Origin of the sequence: Aeromonas jandaei (genome assembly GCF_037890695.1) — a bacterium.
Taxonomy (GTDB): domain Bacteria; phylum Pseudomonadota; class Gammaproteobacteria; order Enterobacterales; family Aeromonadaceae; genus Aeromonas; species Aeromonas jandaei.
Genome location: NZ_CP149571.1, coordinates 4193617 through 4210805 on the forward strand (window position 1 = coordinate 4193617; position 17189 = coordinate 4210805).

At 58.8% G+C, this 17189-nt stretch carries 16 protein-coding genes, 1 tRNA gene and 1 pseudogene; 8 read left to right on the plus strand and 10 right to left on the minus strand.

The genetic code is table 11. The features are described 5' to 3' along the window. Nucleotides 1-174 precede the first annotated feature (174 nt). The 3 genes from WE862_RS19690 (at nt 175) to ygjK (ending at nt 4198) form a co-directional block, all read left to right on the plus strand. Nucleotides 175-711, plus strand: a complete 537-nt coding sequence (locus tag WE862_RS19690) for a YbhB/YbcL family Raf kinase inhibitor-like protein (protein ID WP_042030061.1) — start codon at nt 175-177, stop codon at nt 709-711. A 10-nt stretch (nt 712-721) separates the two neighbouring features. Next, nucleotides 722-1522 (plus strand): AraC family transcriptional regulator, encoded by an 801-nt coding sequence (locus tag WE862_RS19695; protein WP_042030059.1) that lies wholly within the window; start codon nt 722-724, stop codon nt 1520-1522. Nucleotides 1523-1717: 195 nt separating this feature from the next. Beyond that, nucleotides 1718-4198: an alpha-glucosidase gene (ygjK, locus tag WE862_RS19700; RefSeq protein ID WP_042030058.1), complete on the plus strand. Its 2481-nt coding sequence runs from the start codon at nt 1718-1720 to the stop codon at nt 4196-4198. 85 nt (nt 4199-4283) lie between these two features. Here ygjK and WE862_RS19705 read toward each other — a convergent pair whose 3' ends face one another. The 3 genes from WE862_RS19705 to WE862_RS19715 all read right to left on the minus strand — a co-directional run bounded on the left by WE862_RS19705 (nt 4284) and on the right by WE862_RS19715 (nt 6395). Continuing rightward, complete coding sequence (locus WE862_RS19705; RefSeq protein ID WP_033115328.1) at nt 4284-4835, minus strand: hemerythrin domain-containing protein; 552 nt, start codon at nt 4833-4835, stop codon at nt 4284-4286. A 72-nt stretch (nt 4836-4907) separates the two neighbouring features. Beyond that, on the minus strand, nt 4908-5585 hold the full coding sequence (ung, locus tag WE862_RS19710; protein ID WP_041210707.1) for a uracil-DNA glycosylase: 678 nt from the start codon (nt 5583-5585) through the stop codon (nt 4908-4910). A 69-nt stretch (nt 5586-5654) separates the two neighbouring features. Beyond that, nucleotides 5655-6395, minus strand: a complete 741-nt coding sequence (locus WE862_RS19715; protein WP_042030057.1) for a substrate-binding periplasmic protein — start codon at nt 6393-6395, stop codon at nt 5655-5657. Between the two features lie 379 nt (nt 6396-6774). On the opposite strand from WE862_RS19715, the gene grcA reads away from it, so the two are divergent. Next, entirely contained in the window at nt 6775-7155 is a 381-nt protein-coding gene (grcA, locus tag WE862_RS19720; RefSeq protein WP_033115325.1) for an autonomous glycyl radical cofactor GrcA, read from the plus strand. A gap of 99 nt (nt 7156-7254) precedes the next feature. Here grcA and WE862_RS19725 read toward each other — a convergent pair whose 3' ends face one another. The 7 genes from WE862_RS19725 to hemA all read right to left on the minus strand — a co-directional run bounded on the left by WE862_RS19725 (nt 7255) and on the right by hemA (nt 14405). Next, on the minus strand, nt 7255-8535 hold the full coding sequence (locus WE862_RS19725) for a dicarboxylate/amino acid:cation symporter (RefSeq protein WP_041210705.1): 1281 nt from the start codon (nt 8533-8535) through the stop codon (nt 7255-7257). A gap of 348 nt (nt 8536-8883) precedes the next feature. Continuing rightward, nucleotides 8884-9738 carry a 3-deoxy-8-phosphooctulonate synthase gene (gene kdsA / locus WE862_RS19730; protein WP_041210704.1) on the minus strand — a complete coding sequence of 285 codons (855 nt, stop codon included), beginning with the start codon at nt 9736-9738 and terminating at the stop codon, nt 8884-8886. 104 nt (nt 9739-9842) lie between these two features. Beyond that, nucleotides 9843-10643, minus strand: a complete 801-nt coding sequence (locus WE862_RS19735; RefSeq protein WP_042030055.1) for a SirB1 family protein — start codon at nt 10641-10643, stop codon at nt 9843-9845. Between the two features lie 12 nt (nt 10644-10655). Continuing rightward, nucleotides 10656-11045 (minus strand): SirB2 family protein, encoded by a 390-nt coding sequence (locus tag WE862_RS19740; protein ID WP_081849396.1) that lies wholly within the window; start codon nt 11043-11045, stop codon nt 10656-10658. A gap of 57 nt (nt 11046-11102) precedes the next feature. Further along, nucleotides 11103-11942 (minus strand): peptide chain release factor N(5)-glutamine methyltransferase, encoded by an 840-nt coding sequence (prmC, locus tag WE862_RS19745; protein ID WP_042030054.1) that lies wholly within the window; start codon nt 11940-11942, stop codon nt 11103-11105. A gap of 61 nt (nt 11943-12003) precedes the next feature. Beyond that, nucleotides 12004-13092: a peptide chain release factor 1 gene (gene prfA, locus WE862_RS19750; RefSeq protein WP_033115320.1), complete on the minus strand. Its 1089-nt coding sequence runs from the start codon at nt 13090-13092 to the stop codon at nt 12004-12006. 56 nt (nt 13093-13148) lie between these two features. Then, complete coding sequence (hemA, locus tag WE862_RS19755; RefSeq protein WP_042030053.1) at nt 13149-14405, minus strand: glutamyl-tRNA reductase; 1257 nt, start codon at nt 14403-14405, stop codon at nt 13149-13151. 126 nt (nt 14406-14531) lie between these two features. Between hemA and lolB the strand changes: the two genes are divergently transcribed. The 4 genes and pseudogenes from lolB (at nt 14532) to WE862_RS19775 (ending at nt 17169) form a co-directional block, all read left to right on the plus strand. Next, nucleotides 14532-15110, plus strand: coding sequence for a lipoprotein insertase outer membrane protein LolB (gene lolB, locus WE862_RS19760; protein WP_042030052.1), 579 nt, complete (start codon nt 14532-14534; stop codon nt 15108-15110). Beyond that, nucleotides 15110-15980: pseudogene (gene ispE, locus WE862_RS19765) on the plus strand (4-(cytidine 5'-diphospho)-2-C-methyl-D-erythritol kinase). The gene lolB and the pseudogene ispE overlap by 1 nt, the downstream one beginning before the upstream one ends. Continuing rightward, nucleotides 15960-16034 (plus strand) — tRNA-Gln (locus WE862_RS19770). The pseudogene ispE and the gene WE862_RS19770 overlap by 21 nt, the downstream one beginning before the upstream one ends. 187 nt (nt 16035-16221) lie before the next feature. After that, complete coding sequence (locus WE862_RS19775; protein ID WP_005343846.1) at nt 16222-17169, plus strand: ribose-phosphate pyrophosphokinase; 948 nt, start codon at nt 16222-16224, stop codon at nt 17167-17169. Nucleotides 17170-17189: the final 20 nt, after the last annotated feature.

Below are 17189 nucleotides of genomic sequence, written 5' to 3' on the forward strand. Positions count from 1 at the left end.
AAAAACCGGCATCCATGATGCCGGTTTTTTTATGGCTGCGATTTACTCTCTCGCCATAAAAACAACCAAAAGGCTCAATTAACTCACTAATCGACAGAACATTGAGCCGATCTGCAACAACATCCTGCACCACCCTCGCTAAAGTGAACCCGTTACCACACGAGGAGTCACACCATGAGATTGACCAAACGCCCCGTACTGCTCTCCCTGCTCTGCATGGCCACCCTGCCCGCTTCCGCCATGACCCTGAAGAGCAGCGATATCCACGAAGGCCAGCTGATGGACAAAGCCTTCAGCTTCAACGGTTTTGGCTGCAGCGGCGACAACCGTTCACCCCAGCTGAGCTGGCAGGATCTACCGGCTGGCACCAAAAGCGTTGCCATCACAGCCTATGACCCCGATGCCCCCACCGGCAGCGGCTGGTGGCATTGGCTGGTGGTGAACCTGCCTGCCACCCAGAGCGAGCTGGCCAGCAATGCCTCCGGCAAACTCCAACAGGGGCTGGAGCTGAGAACCGACTTCGGCAGCCAGGGCTACGGCGGCCCCTGCCCGCCCGCTGGCCACGGCATGCATCGCTATCAGTTCACCGCCTGGGCCCTGCCCCAGAATCTGGAGGTAAAAGCAGACACCCCGCCCGCCATGGTAGGCTACATGCTCAACAGCATGGCCCTTGGTAAGGCTACTCTGACCGCCACTTTCGTCACCCCCTAGGAGCAACCGGATGAGCACGCCGCTGCTGCAACAGCACCACTATCTCGGGATCCGCCAGCAGCCGCTGCACCGCGTACTCATCTATGCGCCGACCATCATCTGGGTCAAACAGGGCAGGAAGCTGCTCTGGTGGCAGGAGCGACGTCTCTCGTTTGGCAAGGAGAGCTGGCTGCTGATCCCGGCGGGTCACCAGCTCACCTTCGTCAACCAGCCGGAGCAGGAGAAGTTTCGCTCCCATGTCCTTACCCTGCTGACGCCGCCACCCGCCGAGTGGCTGCCCGATACGCCCTCCGCAACTCAGGCGATGGCAGATCCCGCGATAAAGGTGACGACAAACCTCGCCTACTGCTTCGAGATGGTCTGCACCATGATAGAACGGGGGCTGAGTGAGGCGACCCAGATCGAGCTGCTGCGGGCCTTCTATGCGGAGTTGAGGGCTGCTGGCGCGCTTCATCTGCTCTTTCCCGCCAGCACCATGACCCTCGGCGAGCGGCTGGCCCGTTACCTCGGCGTTGAGCCCGGAGCCGATCACACGCTGGAAACTGTTGCCCCTCACTTCTCGATGAGCCGAGCCTCGCTGGTTCGCAAACTGACAGCCGAAGGGCGCACCTTCCGTCACCTGCTGGCTCAGGTACGGATGAGCCATGCACTCACCCTGTTGCAACAATCACTCTCCCTGCAAGAGGTAGCCATCGCCTGCGGTTATGACTCCCTCAGCCGCTTTGCAGCCCGCTTCAAACAGGAGTTTGGCCTGACCCCATACCAATACCTGCAAACCTGCCCTGCCGTACGACTCGGTAACACAAAGTAAAACATTACTAAACAAGTCCATTGTGTAACCTGATGTAACCAGGTGATCATGCTCACATTGCCACCTCTTCAGAATGTGATCTCGCGCCAACGCTCCCTTTTCCCTTGCCATACAATGGCTACCGAAAACCTTTTCACTAAAAACAAGCGTAAAAAACCTTCCTCTTAACCTACATAAACGGAATTGGAGCGAGAAATGTTTCGTAAAACTTTACTCTCAGTAGCCCTCGGCACCGCCCTGTTCGGACTGACTGCCTGCAACGATAACCAGACAGAGAGCAGCACCGTCGCCAAACCGGAGCAGGCCATCCAGTACAAGGACGTGATCGACCGCCGGGGAACACCGACCCAATTCCGCGACTTTGACAGCTACTCCAACCTCAAATACAACCCGCTGCTCGATCTGGGCGCCTGGCACGGCTTCCTGCTGCCAGCCAGCGACAAGGAGTGGGGGGGATTCACCGGCCCCATGGTCATCTCGGAGGAGTACAGCCTCTTCTTCGCAAGCGAGCTGGACAAGCTCACCCTGAGCGATGCGAGCGGTCGGGCTTTCCCGCTCACCAGCGCCAGCAAGCAGGAGGTGTACGCCATTCCAGGTGCGTTGGTGCAACGCTTCGAGTTCGAGCCCTTCACGCTGGAGCTGGAGCTGCGCTACGGCGATGCCCGCACCGCTCTGATCCGCACTCGCCTGCAAAACCACACCGATGCCCCGCTCACCCTCAACCTCAACTGGCAGGGGGAGCTGCTCAATCAGTGGGACGCCAAGAAGACGATCGCCGAGCAGTATCCTGACTGGACCCGCACCATCAGCCAGAACAAGCAGGGGGTTGAGTTCCAGTTCGGCAAGCTGCGCAGTACCTGGAACATCATGCAGAGCGGCAGCGCTCGCTACCGCATCGAACGTACCCTGCCAAGCAGCACCACCATCGACGAAAAGGCACTGGGCTACCAAAGCGAAGCCACCATACAGCTGGCAGCCAAGGGGAGTGAGGATATCTATACCCTGCAGAGTTACCTCCACTCCACTGAGGATGCCAACCGCCACCAGCAGAGCCGTCAGGCCTTGCTGGCCGACCCGGCGACCTACTTCGCCGACTCCATCCGCCGCTGGGAAGGCTATCTTGCCAGGGGCCTCTCCAATCAGGGGATCCCGGAATCGGAACGACGCATCGCGGTCAAGGCGATGGAGACCCTCAACGGCAACTGGCGCTCGCCGGCTGGCGCCATCCTGCACGACGGGGTGACCCCTTCCAATACCGCTCGCTGGTTCGACGGCGTCTGGGCCTGGGACAGCTGGAAGCACGCCTACGCCATGGCTCACTTCAACCCGGAAGTAGCCAAAAACAACGTTCGCGCCATGTATGACTATCAGGTGCAGCCGGATGATCCGGTTCGCCCGCAGGATGCCGGCATGGTGATCGACGCCGTCTTCTACAACAAGCAATCGGATCGCGGTGGCGATGGCGGCAACTGGAACGAGCGCGACACCAAGCCGCCCCTCTCCGCCTGGGCCATCTGGGAGATCTATAGCGCCACCAAAGACAAGGCATTCATTGCCGAGATGTATCCCAAGCTGCAGGCCTACCACGACTGGTGGTACCGCGCACGTGACAACAACCGCAACGGCATTATCGAATATGGCGCTACCAAGCACGTCGAACATAACGACGAGTACGGCAATATCACCTTCAAAGTGCAGTATGCCAACGGCGTGCCGGGAGGCATCTCACTCTCTGGTTGCAGTAACGAGGGAGATAACTGGTATGGCTGCACCGGCATGGCGCTCTACCAGCAGGTATTGAGCGTTGGTGGCTACAGCGATATGGATATCGGTGCCCAACACGGCGCCGGTTGGGAGTCCGGTATGGACAACGCCGCCCGCTTCGGCTTTATCGAGCCGGATCAGCTCAAGCGATATGCCGACAAGACCTATGGCGGCGATATCGCCAAGGCTCGCCAGGACTGGAACGTATTCTTCTTTGAAAACCATCAGGACAATGGCGATCTTATCGGCTTCTCCATCGATCAGGAGTCGGTAGAGCTCAACGCCTTCCTCGCCAAGGAGAAACGCATTCTGGCAGATATGGCCGACCTGCTCGGCAAGCCGGGCGATGCGAGCCGCTACCGCGATGGCGCGACCAAGCTCGCCAGCTACATCAACACCTGTATGTTTGATGACGCCTCCGGGTTCTATTACGACCGACAGATCGCTGCTGGTGATGTAGCCGACAGCAACGGCTGTGTCGGCAAGCTGTTGACCGCCCGCGGCCGCGGCCCCGAGGGGTGGAGCCCGCTCTGGGCCGAAGTCGCCGACCAGGAAAAAGCAGCACGAGTGCGCGAAGTGATGCTTAATTCTCAGGAATTCAACACCAAGGTACCGCTCGGCACGGCGGCGCTGACCAACCCGGCCTACGACCCCAACATCTACTGGCGCGGCCGGGTATGGCTGGATCAGTTCTACTTCGGGGTGAAGGGGCTGGAGAACTACGGTTATCGCAGCGATGCCCAGATGCTGGTCAACAAGCTGTTTGCCAACGCCGAAGGGCTGGCCGGCAGCGGCCCCATCCGCGAGAACTACAACCCGGAGAGCGGTGCTATGCAGGGAGCCAGCAACTTCAGCTGGAGTTCGGCCCACCTCTATATGCTCTATCGCAACTTTCTCAAGCCGCAGGAGTAAAGCTGCGCATATGCAAAAGGCCTCCATAGGGAGGCCTTTCTTATGCTTGGCTGACAGGCGGCATTGCTGGCCGCAAGAGTTTCTGTCAGTGAGTGGTAAGCGGCAGAGAGAGGCGTTTGGCCAGAGCCTGGAAGTTCTGGCTCACTTCGGCCCCGAACAGGGGGTCACCGATGGCACGGTTTTGCCAGTTTTGCTCCAGATGACGCCAGTCATCCTCGGTCAGAGAATCGCGCAGATGGGGGAAGATGATTCCCTCCTCGTAATTCATGTGCGCCTCCTGCAGCTCAACAAAACGCTCCAGCTTGGCGGTGAACTGGTCGAGCGGGATCACTGCATCCATCAGGATCATCTCCACCATCTCCTTGAGCTCGCCACCCGCCTCCAGCAGCTTGACGTGCTCCTCCTGCAACCGGTTGGCAACCTCCCCCTCTACCACCCGGTATTTCAGGTAGTAGTCATAGATAAGGTCTTCCTTGGGATGGTGGTACTTGTCAGAAACCTCCCGCAGATAGTCGATGACGTCGCGCACCAGAAAATAGCTGATGGGCTGCTCGGCGTGAATGGCTGCCAGCTTCTGCTTGAGCAGCTCCAGCAGTCGGGCGATGTTGAGGTGATCCTTGTGCAGACTCGATAACATGGGCACTCCTTGGCGCTGAAATAAGATGTTATTTTCCTGAGTATACGGTCATTTGTCGCCCGAACTTTGCACTCAATCAAGTGGGCGGCAGACAGATTGCCACTCAATGGGACTCTTGCCCTGCTGCTCCAGCAGCTGGTTGGTTTGCGAAAAATGGCCGCAACCGATGAAACCGCGATGAGCGGAGAGGGGGCTGGGATGGGGGGCCGTCAGCACATGATGGCGCTGCCGGTCGATAAAACGCCCCTTCTTCTGGGCATGGGAGCCCCACAACAGGAACACCACCCCGTTGCAGCTGGCATTGATCTGCTCGATAACCCTGTCGGTAAAGGTCTCCCACCCCAGATGGGCATGAGAGTGAGCCTGGCCGGCCTGCACCGTCAGCACGGTATTGAGCAACAATACCCCCTGCTTGGCCCAGGATTCGAGGAAACCGTGATTGGGTGTGACGAAACCTGGCAGGTCTCGCTGCATCTCTTTATAGATGTTGACCAGAGAGGGGGGCGTGCGCACGCCGGGCAGAACGGAGAAGCAGAGACCATGCGCCTGGTTGGGGCCGTGGTAGGGATCCTGCCCCAGGATGACGACCTTGATCTGATCCAGCTCGGTCAGTTTGAAGGCATTGAACACATCGGCTGCAGGGGGATAGATTACCTTGCCCGCTTCCCGCTCTGCCCTGACAGTCGCCAGCGTACTCTTGAAATAGTCCTGCTCTTTTTCAGAGCCAATCACATCACTCCAGGTCAGCACCCCGAACTCCTCACTTGATACGGCGAAGGAGTCAGGATAGGGGGGCAGCCCGCAAGACGCAACCGTGACTCACACTTTCCAGAGCCTGGCGAGCCGCCCGGAACGCTCCAGTTTGTGCAGACCCGCATTGAACAGCAGCATCAGACGACGCGCATCGGGATCCGCCTTGCGCATCAGCAGATAACCGGGTTGAGACCAGATAGGATCGGGCGCGCTGGTCAACGCCAGCGCCCCGGGATGGCGGGATGGCATCTGCAGGAAGAGGGCCTTGGCCACCTGCTCATCCATCACCAGATAGCGAATACGCCCGGCGACGAGCTTCTCAAGGCTCTCCTGATCAGAATCAGACCACTCAAGAGCCAATTCGGATTGACGGGCGGCAAAACCATCTCCGTAAAAATAGCCGCGGGTCACCCCCACCGGCTCGTGTTTGATCTCCCCGAGATTGACGACCGGCGAACCGGACAAGGTAAAAAGACGGGTCGTGAATTGGCCGAGCGATGCGGAGAGATAGAAGCTCTGTTCACGTTCGCGGGAACGAAACCAGGGCATGGTCACAACATAATCCCCGGCAAGAGTGAGCTTGTAGGCTTCAGCCCAGGGGTAAAAGTGAAAGCTGACATCAAGCCCCTCGGCGGCAAAGGCTTCGCGCACCACCTGACAGAGGAACCCCTGCTCGGGCAGAGACTCGCTGATATAGGGTGGCCACTCGCCCACGGCGATCCTGACTGTTTCGGCCCGCCCCATTCCAGCCACAACCAGGCAGCAGGCAACTATCAGCCAGCGCCATTTTTGCCACCCACTCTTCACCCGCGACTCTCCTCTTTATTTTCCATCAAGTGTAGTTCTCTCGAGTCACCCTTCCCTGATACGCACCACAAACACCATAAGGTGTAGTTAAATTACTAGATTTAAAAGACAAAAGATGCATAATCTGGATATCTTACAAAATCAGAAAAATGACCTATTTTTGATTCAACTCAAGAATTTAATCCCATTGAAATGGTGATTTGTTGATTTTTATTGATCTGGATCAATTTTGGTAATATTACCACCGTGGTATATATGACCCCAACAAAGTAAAGGTGTAAGGCAAGGGCCCTTTAAGTCGTCGATATCCTCGGTAGCTTAAATACATCAGGGTAATTTCCTTACAGTTGGATTCGCGTTCCCATTGAGGAGTCATACCATGATCAAAGGCATTCAAATCACCCAGGCCGCCAACACCGCTCTGCTGAACTCTTTCTGGCTGCTGGACGAAGAGAAGCAACAGGCTCGCTGCATCTGTGTCAAAGGCGATGCCTTTGCTGCCGATCAGGAAGTTCAACTGGCTGATCTGGGTCAGTTCGAATACCGCGAGCTGCCTGTTCAAGCTGAACCTGCCGTTGAAGGTGGCCAGCACCTGAACGTCAACGTACTGCGTCGCGAAACTCTGGAAGATGCCATCGCCAACCCGGAGAAGTACCCGCAGCTGACCATCCGCGTTTCCGGCTATGCAGTGCGCTTCAACGCCCTGACCCCGGAACAGCAGCGTGACGTTGTTACCCGTACCTTCACCCAGAGCCTGTAATTCCCGCTCTGTCATGAAGTGATGGCATCCATGGATGTCACTAAAAAACGGCCCGAGGGCCGTTTTTTTATTGCGTTGCGTTCAGCCTGACAGGCTCCGTTACACCTTTTCGGTTTCCAGAACCCCGCCCTTGCGGCCCAGCACGCCCTCCATTTTCTTCACATCCAGCTGCTTGCAATATTTTGCCACCACCACGGTTGCAACCCCGTTGCCAATCAGGTTGGTCAGCGCCCGCGCTTCCGACATGAAGCGGTCGATCCCCAGGATCAGCGCCAGACCGGCCAGCGGCAGGTGGCCAACCGCGGAGATGGTCGCCGCCAGCACAATGAAGCCACTCCCGGTGACCCCAGCCGCCCCTTTCGAGGAGATAAGCAGCACCACCAGCAGCGTGATCTGATGGAACAGATCGAGCGGGGTATTCGTCGCCTGAGCGATGAAGATGGCAGCCATGGTCAGATAGATGGAGGTACCATCCAGGTTGAAGGAGTAACCGGTCGGAATGACCAGCCCTACTACCGATTTCTGGCAACCCAGCTTCTCCATCTTGTCCAGCATGCGCGGCAGAGCAGACTCGGAGGAAGAGGTTCCCAGCACGATCAGCAGCTCCTCGCGGATGTAAGAGATGAAGCGCAGGATGCTAAAACCGGAAGCTCTGGCGATGCTGCCCAGCACGATAAAGATGAAGAAGAGACAGGTGATATAGAAGCAGGCGATAAGCTGGCCCAGCTGCACCAGAGAACCCACCCCGTATTTGCCGATGGTAAACGCCATGGCACCGAATGCTCCTACCGGCGCCAGCTTCATAATCATGTTGATGATGCCGAAGATGACGGTGGAGAAGCTCTCGATGACCCCGAAAATAATTTTCCCCTTCTCACCGATATGGTGCAGGGAGAAGCCAAACAGCACGGCAAAGAGCAGAACCTGCAGAATGTTGCCGCTGGCAAAAGCACCGATCACGCTACCCGGAATGATGTCGAGCAGGAATGGAATGATCCCCTGTGACTTGGCCTGCTCGGCATAGACGGCGATGGCGCTGGCATCCAGTGCGGCAGGATCAACGTTCATGCCAGCCCCCGGCTGCAGCAGGTTCACCACACACAACCCGATGATCAGGGCGATGGTGCTGACCACCTCGAAATAGACGAGAGCGATGGCACCAGTCTTGCCAACGGCCTTCATGCTCTCCATACCGGCAATCCCTGTTACCACGGTACAGAAGATGACGGGGGCGATAATCATCTTGATCAGTTTGACGAAACCATCGCCAAGGGGTTTCATGTCAGCCCCCAATTGGGGATAGAGGTGGCCAAGACATACCCCGAGGGTTATGGCGAGCAGTACCTGAAAATAGAGGCTGCCCATAATCTTTTTACTCATGCTGCTTCATCCCTTCCGTTGTCGGTGTGTTGTTCTGTTTTATTGGTATGCAGCCCCGATGCATCAGACAAAAGCAACCCGCAGGAGACGTAACGAATCCTGGATCGGCTGATGCCGTGCTCTGGTAACTGTAGCGCCATCATCTCATGTTAAAAAATGGAGTTAAGCGACACCGATCACGCAACATTAGTAACCATTTATAAATATTTATTCACTGATTATTAATTGATGGGGGGTACGCAATGAGGGGGAAACTGTCTGACAGGAGGGAAAAACAGAGGGGATTGAACCAATGACAAGGCCCCGCATGCGGGGCCTTGTCAGTCTTAACCAGCGTTATGGAGCCAATCAGACAGAGGTATCGAGCGGCTCGAAGCCCTTGACCAGATCGTCGATCGCTTTCATCTGCTTGAGGAAGCCTTCCAGCTTGTCGAGTGGCAGCGCGCTCGGGCCATCGCAGCGGGCAATTTTCGGATCCGGGTGGGACTCAATAAAGAGACCGGCCAGACCAACCGCCATACCGGCACGCGCCAGCTCGGTGACCTGCTCGCGGCGACCGCCGGACGCAGCCCCCAGCGGGTCGCGGCACTGCAGGGAGTGAGTCACGTCGAAGATAACCGGATAGCCACCGGTGCTCTTCTTCATCACGCCCAGACCCAGCATGTCTACCACCAGATTGTCATAACCGAAGTTGACGCCGCGCTCGCACAGGATCAGGCGATCGTTGCCACACTCCTCGAACTTGTCGGTGATGTTCTTCATCTGGCTTGGGCTGAGGAACTGCGGCTTCTTGATGTTGATGACGTTGCCGGTGCGGGCCATCGCCTCTACCAGATCGGTCTGGCGCGCCAGAAAGGCGGGCAGCTGGATGACATCGACCACCTCGGCGACCGGCTTGGCCTGATGGGGCTCGTGCAGATCGGAGATGACCGGCATGCCGAAAGTCGCCTTCAGCTCCTGGAAAATCTTCATCCCCTCTTCCAGACCCGGGCCACGATAGGAGTGGATGGAGGAGCGGTTTGCCTTGTCCCAGCTCGCCTTGAAGACAAACGGGATGCCCAGCTTGCTGGTCACTTCCACGTACTTCTCGCACACCGCCATCGCCATGTCGCGAGACTCCAGCACATTCATGCCGCCAAACAGCACGAACGGTTTGTCATTGGCAACGTTGATCTCGTTGATCTTGATATTCTTCTGTTCCATCTAAGACATCCTTAATTATGGGTCTTGGGGCCTGAAGCCAAGTTAGTCCGTTGCGACCGGGCGCAGCGGCCTGGATATTCTTCTGTTGCAGTACCAAGCCATCCTTAATGGAGGGGCTTGGGGGTCAAATCCAGCGCAGCCAGCTGCACTTTCAGCACGTCGGCTACCGGATCGTCCGGGCATTGTTCAATAAAGTATTCAAAGTCGTCGGCAGCCTGACGGGGACAATCGAGCTGCTCGTAGATAAAGCCGCGATCCCGCGTCTCCAGCGGATCGCCCGGCTTCATCCGCAGCAACAACTCGCTGCAGCGCAGCGCCTCGGACATGCGGTCTTCCCGCAGCAGGGCGCCCTTGCTGACATTGAGCAGCCGCTCGATGATCTCCCACTGGCCAGAGGGCTGCAGGTAGTCCGGGGTCAGGGTCGCCAGATCGCCGAGCGCACCGCGCAGCAGCAGTTCAATTCGGGCCATGCTCAGCTCATCGCCGGTGAAGGGATCGACATAAACCTCCCCCTCGCCGCCGGCAAAGCTCACCAGGAAGTGACCCGGGAAGCAGATCCCCTCTACATCGAGCCCGAGCTTGCGCCCCAGCTGGATGATGAGGATGCCGAGACTGACCGGGATCCCCTTGCGCTGCAGCAACACCTGATTGATGTCGCAATTGTCAGCCGAGAAGTAATCCTGCCAGTCGCCGTAAAACCCGAGGCTCTGATAGAAACCGCGCAGCAGTTGCTGGCGCACCTCGTCGCAGGTGCCCTCTTCGATCTGCTCATCCAGCCACTCGTCCAGCAGCTGCAGCTCGCGGATCCCCTGCTCGGCCGAACCATAGATTTCGTCGCTGACCGCCAGGGCCAGCTCGGTCAGCTCATGGGCTTCAAAATCGGTCCATTCGTCTATACGTAACATGCTCTTCATGCCTTAACCGAACAAACTCGCCTGTTTGAGCACTGCCAACTTGGCAATAAAGTAGATCCAGCCGAGCGCCCCCAGAAAGGAGCACCAGCGCACCAGATTGCTTTTGGCCAGCCGCAGCGCCATCGCCGCCAGAAAGACCAATACAAGGATCCCCGTCAGCTTCTCGCTGAGCCAGGGAATGCCGTTATTGAGCGGGTTGAGGCCCAGCACCACGCAAAGCAGTATGCCGGAGAGCACCACCAGTCCGTTGAGCAGACCGCTGGTTTTCAGCACGGGTGCGCTGAACGCCCGGCCAGAGCCGGCCTGAACCCAGTAAAAACGCAGCATAAACATCAGCACGGCCCCGCCAATCAGGGTGAGATGCAGATGCTTGAGCACAAGATAACTATTCAATATCAATCCTCGATGCAGAGGCCGCGCCCCTGCCCGTCAAACCGGTAGTTAAGAGATTCAGCAGGTCGGGCACATGCCCAGAGTGACCCGCTCGTTCTCCCCGTAATCGCGCACCGTGGTTACGCTGCGATAGCCGAGATCCTGCAACAGCTGGCGCACCGCCATCCCCTGATCCCAGCCATGTTCCAGCAGCAGCCACCCTTCGCTGTGCAGATGGGCCGGGGCATGGGTCGCGATGTGGCGGATATCCGCCAATCCCGCTTCGTCCGCCACCAGCGCCGATCGCGGTTCAAAGCGTACATCACCCTGCTCGAGATGGGGATCGGCGCCATCAATATAGGGGGGATTGGAGACAATCACCGCAAAGCGGGGAGCCTGCTCATCGAGCGGGGCAAACCAGCTGCCATCACGCACCTCGATGGGCAACCCCAGCGCCGCACTGTTCTCGCGCGCCAGTGCAGCAGCGTCCGCCATCCTATCCACCGCCCATACATCAAGCTCGGGTCGCTCGGACTTGATGGCCAGCGCGATGGCACCGGTGCCGGTACCGAGATCCAGCACGGCGCAGGGCCCTTGCGGGATCTTCGCCAGCGCCTGCTCCACCAGCACCTCGGTATCGGGGCGCGGGATCAGGGTCGCCGGGCTCACTTTCAGCGGCAGCGACCAGAACTCCCGCTCACCAACGAGATGAGCGATGGGCTCGCCGTTGAGACGACGGGCCAGCCACGTCTGCAGGGTGGCCTGCTGGGCTGCATCCAGCTCGCGCTCGGGCCAGGTCATCAGATAGCTGCGCCGGCAGTCGAGCAGATGACAGAGCAGCACATCGGCATCGGCGCGAGGGGACTCCCCCTCAGCCAGTACGGTCATGATATGGGCACGAGCCTGCTGGATCTGCATCAGTGCTGCTCCATGTTATGGGCACAACACTTAATGCGAACTTGCCGGTTCCGCATTTGCATCAATTGCTCTCGGCCAGCGAGGCGAGCTGGTCGGCCTGATACTCCTGCACCAGCGGGGTGATAACGCAGTCCAGGTCCCCTTCCAAAATTTCGGAGAGACGGTACAGGGTCAGGTTGATACGGTGCTCGGAGAGACGGCCCTGCGGATAGTTGTAGGTCCGGATGCGCTCGGAGCGATCACCGGAGCCCACCAGATTGCGGCGGGTGCTCTGCTCGGCGGCGCGATGGCGCTCATCCTCAGCCGCCTGCAGGCGGGCAGAGAGTACCGACATCGCCTTGGCGCGGTTCTTGTGCTGGGAGCGCTCGTCCTGACACTCCACCACCAGCCCGGTCGGCAGGTGGGTGATGCGAATGGCCGAGTCAGTCTTGTTGACGTGCTGACCACCGGCACCGGAGGCGCGGAAGGTGTCGATCTTCAGATCGGAGGGGTTGATCTCGATCTGCTCGGCTTCCGGCACTTCCGGCAGCACGGCGACGGTACAGGCGGAGGTGTGCACCCGACCCTGAGATTCGGTCTCCGGCACCCGCTGTACCCGGTGACCACCGGATTCAAACTTGAGACGGCCATAGACGCGCTCGCCGTCGATCTTGGCGATGACCTCCTTGTAACCGCCATATTCCCCGTCGTTGCAGCTGACGATGGAGACGCGCCAGCCCTGACGCTCGGCAAAGCGGGAGTACATGCGGAACAGGTCGCCCGCGAAGATGGCCGCTTCGTCACCGCCAGCCCCGGCCCGGATCTCCAGATAGCAGTTGTTGTCATCCTTGGGGTCCTTGGGCAGCAGCATCACTTGCAGCTCCTGCTCCAGCGCCTCCAGATTGGCCTTGGCGAGCGGCAGCTCCTCCTGCGCCATCTCGCGCAGGTCGGCATCATCCTCTTCCAGCATCATCTGGGTCGTCTCCAGATCATCCTGCGCCTGACGGAAACGCTGGAAGGCGTGAACGATATCTTCCAGCTGGGCATATTCACGGGTCAGGGCGCGATAGCGCTCCTGATCCGAAACCACGTCGGGCTCGCCGAGCATGGCCTGAACTTCTTCGTGGCGCTCGATGAGGCCTTCCAGCTTTCTGATCAGTGACGGATTCATAACTCTTGCAATCTCAAATGGAGGACGGGCACCACCAGCATGGTAGCCCCGAAAAATTACTCTTGTGACAACCCCAGTGCCTGCCGCAGACGGGACAGCGCACTCTCGTCGCCCTGGGAGGCCGCCTGGCGCAGGGCCTGGGTCGGCGCATGGATCAACTTGTTGGTGAGGCGATGGGCCATCGCCTTGAGCGCCTGCTCGGCACTCTCGCCCTGGGCCAGTGCCAGCAGGGCGCGTTGCAACTCTTCGTCAGCGACCTGCTGGGACTGCTGACGGTAGTCGCGAATGAGATCAACCGAGCTCTGGCCGCGATACCAGCCCATGAACTCGTCGCGCTCCTCCTGCACGATCACCTCGGCTTGTGCCGCGGCCCGTTTGCGGGTCTCCAGGTTCTGCTCGATGATCCCTTGCAGGTCATCCACCGTGTAGAGATAGGCGTCGGAGAGCTCATCCACTTCCGCCTCGATGTCGCGCGGTACGGCGATATCGACCAGAAACATCGGCTTGAAGCGGCGGGCCTTGAGGGCTCGCTCCACCATCCCCTTGCCGATGATGGGCAGCGGGCTCGCGGTCGAGCTGATGACGATATCCGCCTCATGCAGATAATCGGGGATCTCTTCGAGCGTCATCACCTGGGCACCAAATTCGGCAGCCAGGGTCTGGGCCCGTTGCAGCGTCCGGTTGGCCACCATCATCTGGGTCACGTTTTGTTCGCGCAGATGGCGGGCCACCAGCTCGATGGTTTCGCCAGCACCGACCAAGAGCACCTTGGTCTGGGAGAGATCGGCAAAGATACGGCGGCCAAGGCTGACAGCTGCAAAAGCCACCGACACGGCACTCGCGCCAATCTCGGTATCGGTACGCACCCGTTTGGCCACCGAGAAGGATTTCTGGAACAGCCGCTCAAGCGCCCCCTTCACCGACTCCGCCTGCTGGGCATGGGCGTAGGATTGCTTGATCTGGCCGAGGATCTGCGGCTCTCCCAGCACCAGCGAGTCGAGCCCGCACGCCACTCGCATCAGGTGGCGCACCGCCTCTTCGTCATGGTGCTGGTAGATGGCGCTGACCAGTTCGGCCGCATCCAGCCCGTGGAACTGCTGCAGCCAGCGCAGCACCTCGCCCTGCTGTTCACCGGCCAGATTGCAGTAGAGCTCGGTCCGGTTGCAGGTGGAGACGATCACCGCCTCGTTGATGCCGGGTTGGTTCACCAGCTCACGCAAGGCGCGATCGATGCAGTCCGGGCCAAAGGCGACCCGCTCCCGCAAGGCGACACTGGCGGTGTTGTGGTTGATTCCGAGGGCAAGCAAACTCATGAGTGGGCGACGATCATTTCATACGCTGGGTGCAAAGGCTGCCAATTGTACGAGAAAGGGTAAGTCTTTAAAAGCAATACGGCCGCCCCGTATACTGTGGCAAATTCCTCTCTCTGGAGCCTTCTCTTGCTGCTACGTATTTTTACCCTCGCCTGCCTGCTGATCCTTGGCGGTTGTGCCACCACCCAGCCCCAGCGGGCCCAGGTGAACTGGGATCAGGAGCGAACCCGCCTCGAACAGCTCACCCATTGGGAGCTTTCCGGCAAGATGGCCATCATCACCCCCCAGCAAAAGGGCAGCGCCCGCCTCAACTGGCAGCAGGATGGCGATGATTATCGGCTCAACCTCACCAGCCTGATCGGCACCAGCATTCTCGAGCTCTCTCGCAGCAAGGGCGAAATCACCCTGATCGACAGCGAGGGCAAGCGTCACCAGAGCCAGGATGCCGAAGGGCTTGTCTATCAACTCACCGGCTGGAACATTCCGGTCGCCGGTCTGCCGGAGTGGATCAAGGGGCTGCCGGGCGAGGCCGACTTCGAGCTCAGCCCCGACAGCAGTCTGGCCCGCGTCCGCGATGGCCAGTGGCAGATCGTCTATGGCGACTATCGGGATCAGGATGGCTACCGCCTGCCCCACCAGCTGACCATGACCGGTCAGGGCAGCCGCCTCAAGCTTCAGATCAACCAATGGACTCTTGCACGCTAATGGCTTCCACACGCTGGCCGGCACCGGCCAAACTCAACCTGTTCCTGCACGTCAATGGCCGTCGTCCGGATGGCTACCACGAGCTGCAGACCCTGTTCATCTTCCTCAACCACGGTGACTGGCTCGAATTCGAGGTGATTCCAGATAGCGACACCCTCACCCTGAGCCCGGCCATTCCCGGCGTACCGGATGAACAGAACCTCATCATCCGTGCTGCCCGCCTGCTGCAGGCAAAGCTGCCGAGCCCGCAGGGAGCCCATATCCGGCTGGAGAAGGTGCTGCCCATGGGCGGCGGCATCGGCGGCGGCTCATCCGATGCGGCAACCACGTTAGTGGCGCTTAACCACCTCTGGCAGGCAGGTCTTGATGAAGATGAACTGGCAGCGCTTGGCGTGCAGCTGGGGGCCGATGTGCCGGTCTTTGTCCGTGGCCGGGCGGCCTTTGCCGAAGGGGTTGGCGAGCGGCTGCAACCGGTCGAATTGCCCGAGTCATGGTATCTGGTGCTCAAGCCGGATTGCCATGTGGCAACCGCTGTCGTGTTCCAGGATCCGGACCTGCCCAGAGCCACTCCGAAGATGGCTTTGCACAACCTGATGGAGGGGGAGTGGAAAAACGATTGCGAAGCTCTCGTGAAAAAGCGCCACCCCGAGGTTGCCAATGCGCTCGGCTGGTTGCTAGAATACGCGCCGTCAAGAATGACGGGCACAGGAGCCTGCGTCTTTGCTAAGTTTGAAGACGAAGTGACTGCTCGGGAAGTGTTGGCCAGAGTGCCGAAGGGGCTGGATGGGTTTGTCGCCAAGGGCGAGAACATATCACCACTCCTCGCCACTTTGCAACAATTCAAATGATTGGGGTATCGCCAAGCGGTAAGGCAGCGGGTTTTGATCTCGCCATCCCTAGGTTCGAATCCTAGTACCCCAGCCAATTTGATCTGATGGCAGTGACGCGGGCGATGTCGTGCTCGCCCACGTCGCAGGGCTCACCCCCATTTCTGCCATCCCGATGCAGCTAATCCCTTGCTCGTTGTCTGGCTAAATCGTTTGCCCCAAAACGATAAGGGTCTGATTTCAGACTCCCCCACATACTGGATGCAACCCCGAGGTTTCAAACCGTGCCTGACATGAAGCTGTTTGCTGGTAACGCAACGCCGGAACTAGCCCAGAAGATCGCAGATCGCCTGTTTATCAAACTCGGCAATGCTGCCGTAGGTCGCTTTAGCGACGGCGAGATCAGCGTACAGATCAACGAGAATGTACGTGGTGGCGATATCTTCATCATTCAATCCACCTGTGCCCCGACTAACGACAATTTGATGGAATTGATCGTCATGGTGGATGCACTGCGTCGTGCTTCAGCTGGCCGTATCACTGCCGTAATCCCCTATTTTGGTTATGCCCGTCAGGACCGTCGCGTCCGCTCCGCCCGTGTGCCCATCACCGCCAAGGTTGTCGCTGACTTCCTCTCCAGCGTGGGTGTGGATCGCGTGCTGACCGTTGACCTGCATGCCGAGCAAATCCAGGGCTTCTTCGACGTTCCGGTAGACAACGTATTCGGTAGCCCGGTGCTGCTCGAAGACATGAAGTCCAAGAACCTCGAGTCCCCTGTCGTCGTATCGCCGGACATCGGCGGCGTAGTGCGCGCCCGCGCCATCGCCAAGCTGCTGGACGATACCGACATCGCCATCATCGACAAGCGTCGTCCTCGCCCGAACGTCTCCCAGGTCATGCACCTGATCGGTGACGTTGCCGGCCGCGACTGCATCATCGTTGACGACATGATCGATACCGGCGGCACTCTGTGCAAAGCTGCAGAAGCCCTGAAAGAGCGCGGTGCCAAGCGTGTATTCGCCTACGCTACCCACCCTGTCTTCTCCGGTTCTGCAGTCGAGAACATCAAGAACTCCGTGATCGACGAACTGATCATCACTGACTCCATCCCGCTCACCGCGGAGATGAAGGCAGTTGGCAAAGTCAAACAGCTGACCCTCTCGACTGTTCTGGCCGAAGCCATTCGTCGCATCAGCAACGAAGAGTCCATCTCTGCCATGTTTGAGCATTGATAGATTCAGCAATAACGAAA

Bases quoted from the DNA above. Each gene is read 5' to 3' on its own strand.
- WE862_RS19725 (WP_041210705.1), bottom strand. From the start codon at position 8,535: ATGAGTAAAAAGATTATGGGCAGCCTCTATTTTCAGGTACTGCTCGCC.
- prfA (WP_033115320.1), bottom strand. From the start codon at position 13,092: ATGAATCCGTCACTGATCAGAAAGCTGGAAGGCCTCATCGAGCGCCAC.
- kdsA (WP_041210704.1), bottom strand. From the start codon at position 9,738: ATGGAACAGAAGAATATCAAGATCAACGAGATCAACGTTGCCAATGAC.
- WE862_RS19690 (WP_042030061.1), top strand. From the start codon at position 175: ATGAGATTGACCAAACGCCCCGTACTGCTCTCCCTGCTCTGCATGGCC.
- WE862_RS19735 (WP_042030055.1), bottom strand. From the start codon at position 10,643: ATGTTACGTATAGACGAATGGACCGATTTTGAAGCCCATGAGCTGACC.
- grcA (WP_033115325.1), top strand. From the start codon at position 6,775: ATGATCAAAGGCATTCAAATCACCCAGGCCGCCAACACCGCTCTGCTG.
- hemA (WP_042030053.1), bottom strand. From the start codon at position 14,405: ATGAGTTTGCTTGCCCTCGGAATCAACCACAACACCGCCAGTGTCGCC.
- prmC (WP_042030054.1), bottom strand. From the start codon at position 11,942: ATGCAGATCCAGCAGGCTCGTGCCCATATCATGACCGTACTGGCTGAG.
- WE862_RS19695 (WP_042030059.1), top strand. From the start codon at position 722: ATGAGCACGCCGCTGCTGCAACAGCACCACTATCTCGGGATCCGCCAG.
- ygjK (WP_042030058.1), top strand. From the start codon at position 1,718: ATGTTTCGTAAAACTTTACTCTCAGTAGCCCTCGGCACCGCCCTGTTC.
- WE862_RS19705 (WP_033115328.1), bottom strand. From the start codon at position 4,835: ATGTTATCGAGTCTGCACAAGGATCACCTCAACATCGCCCGACTGCTG.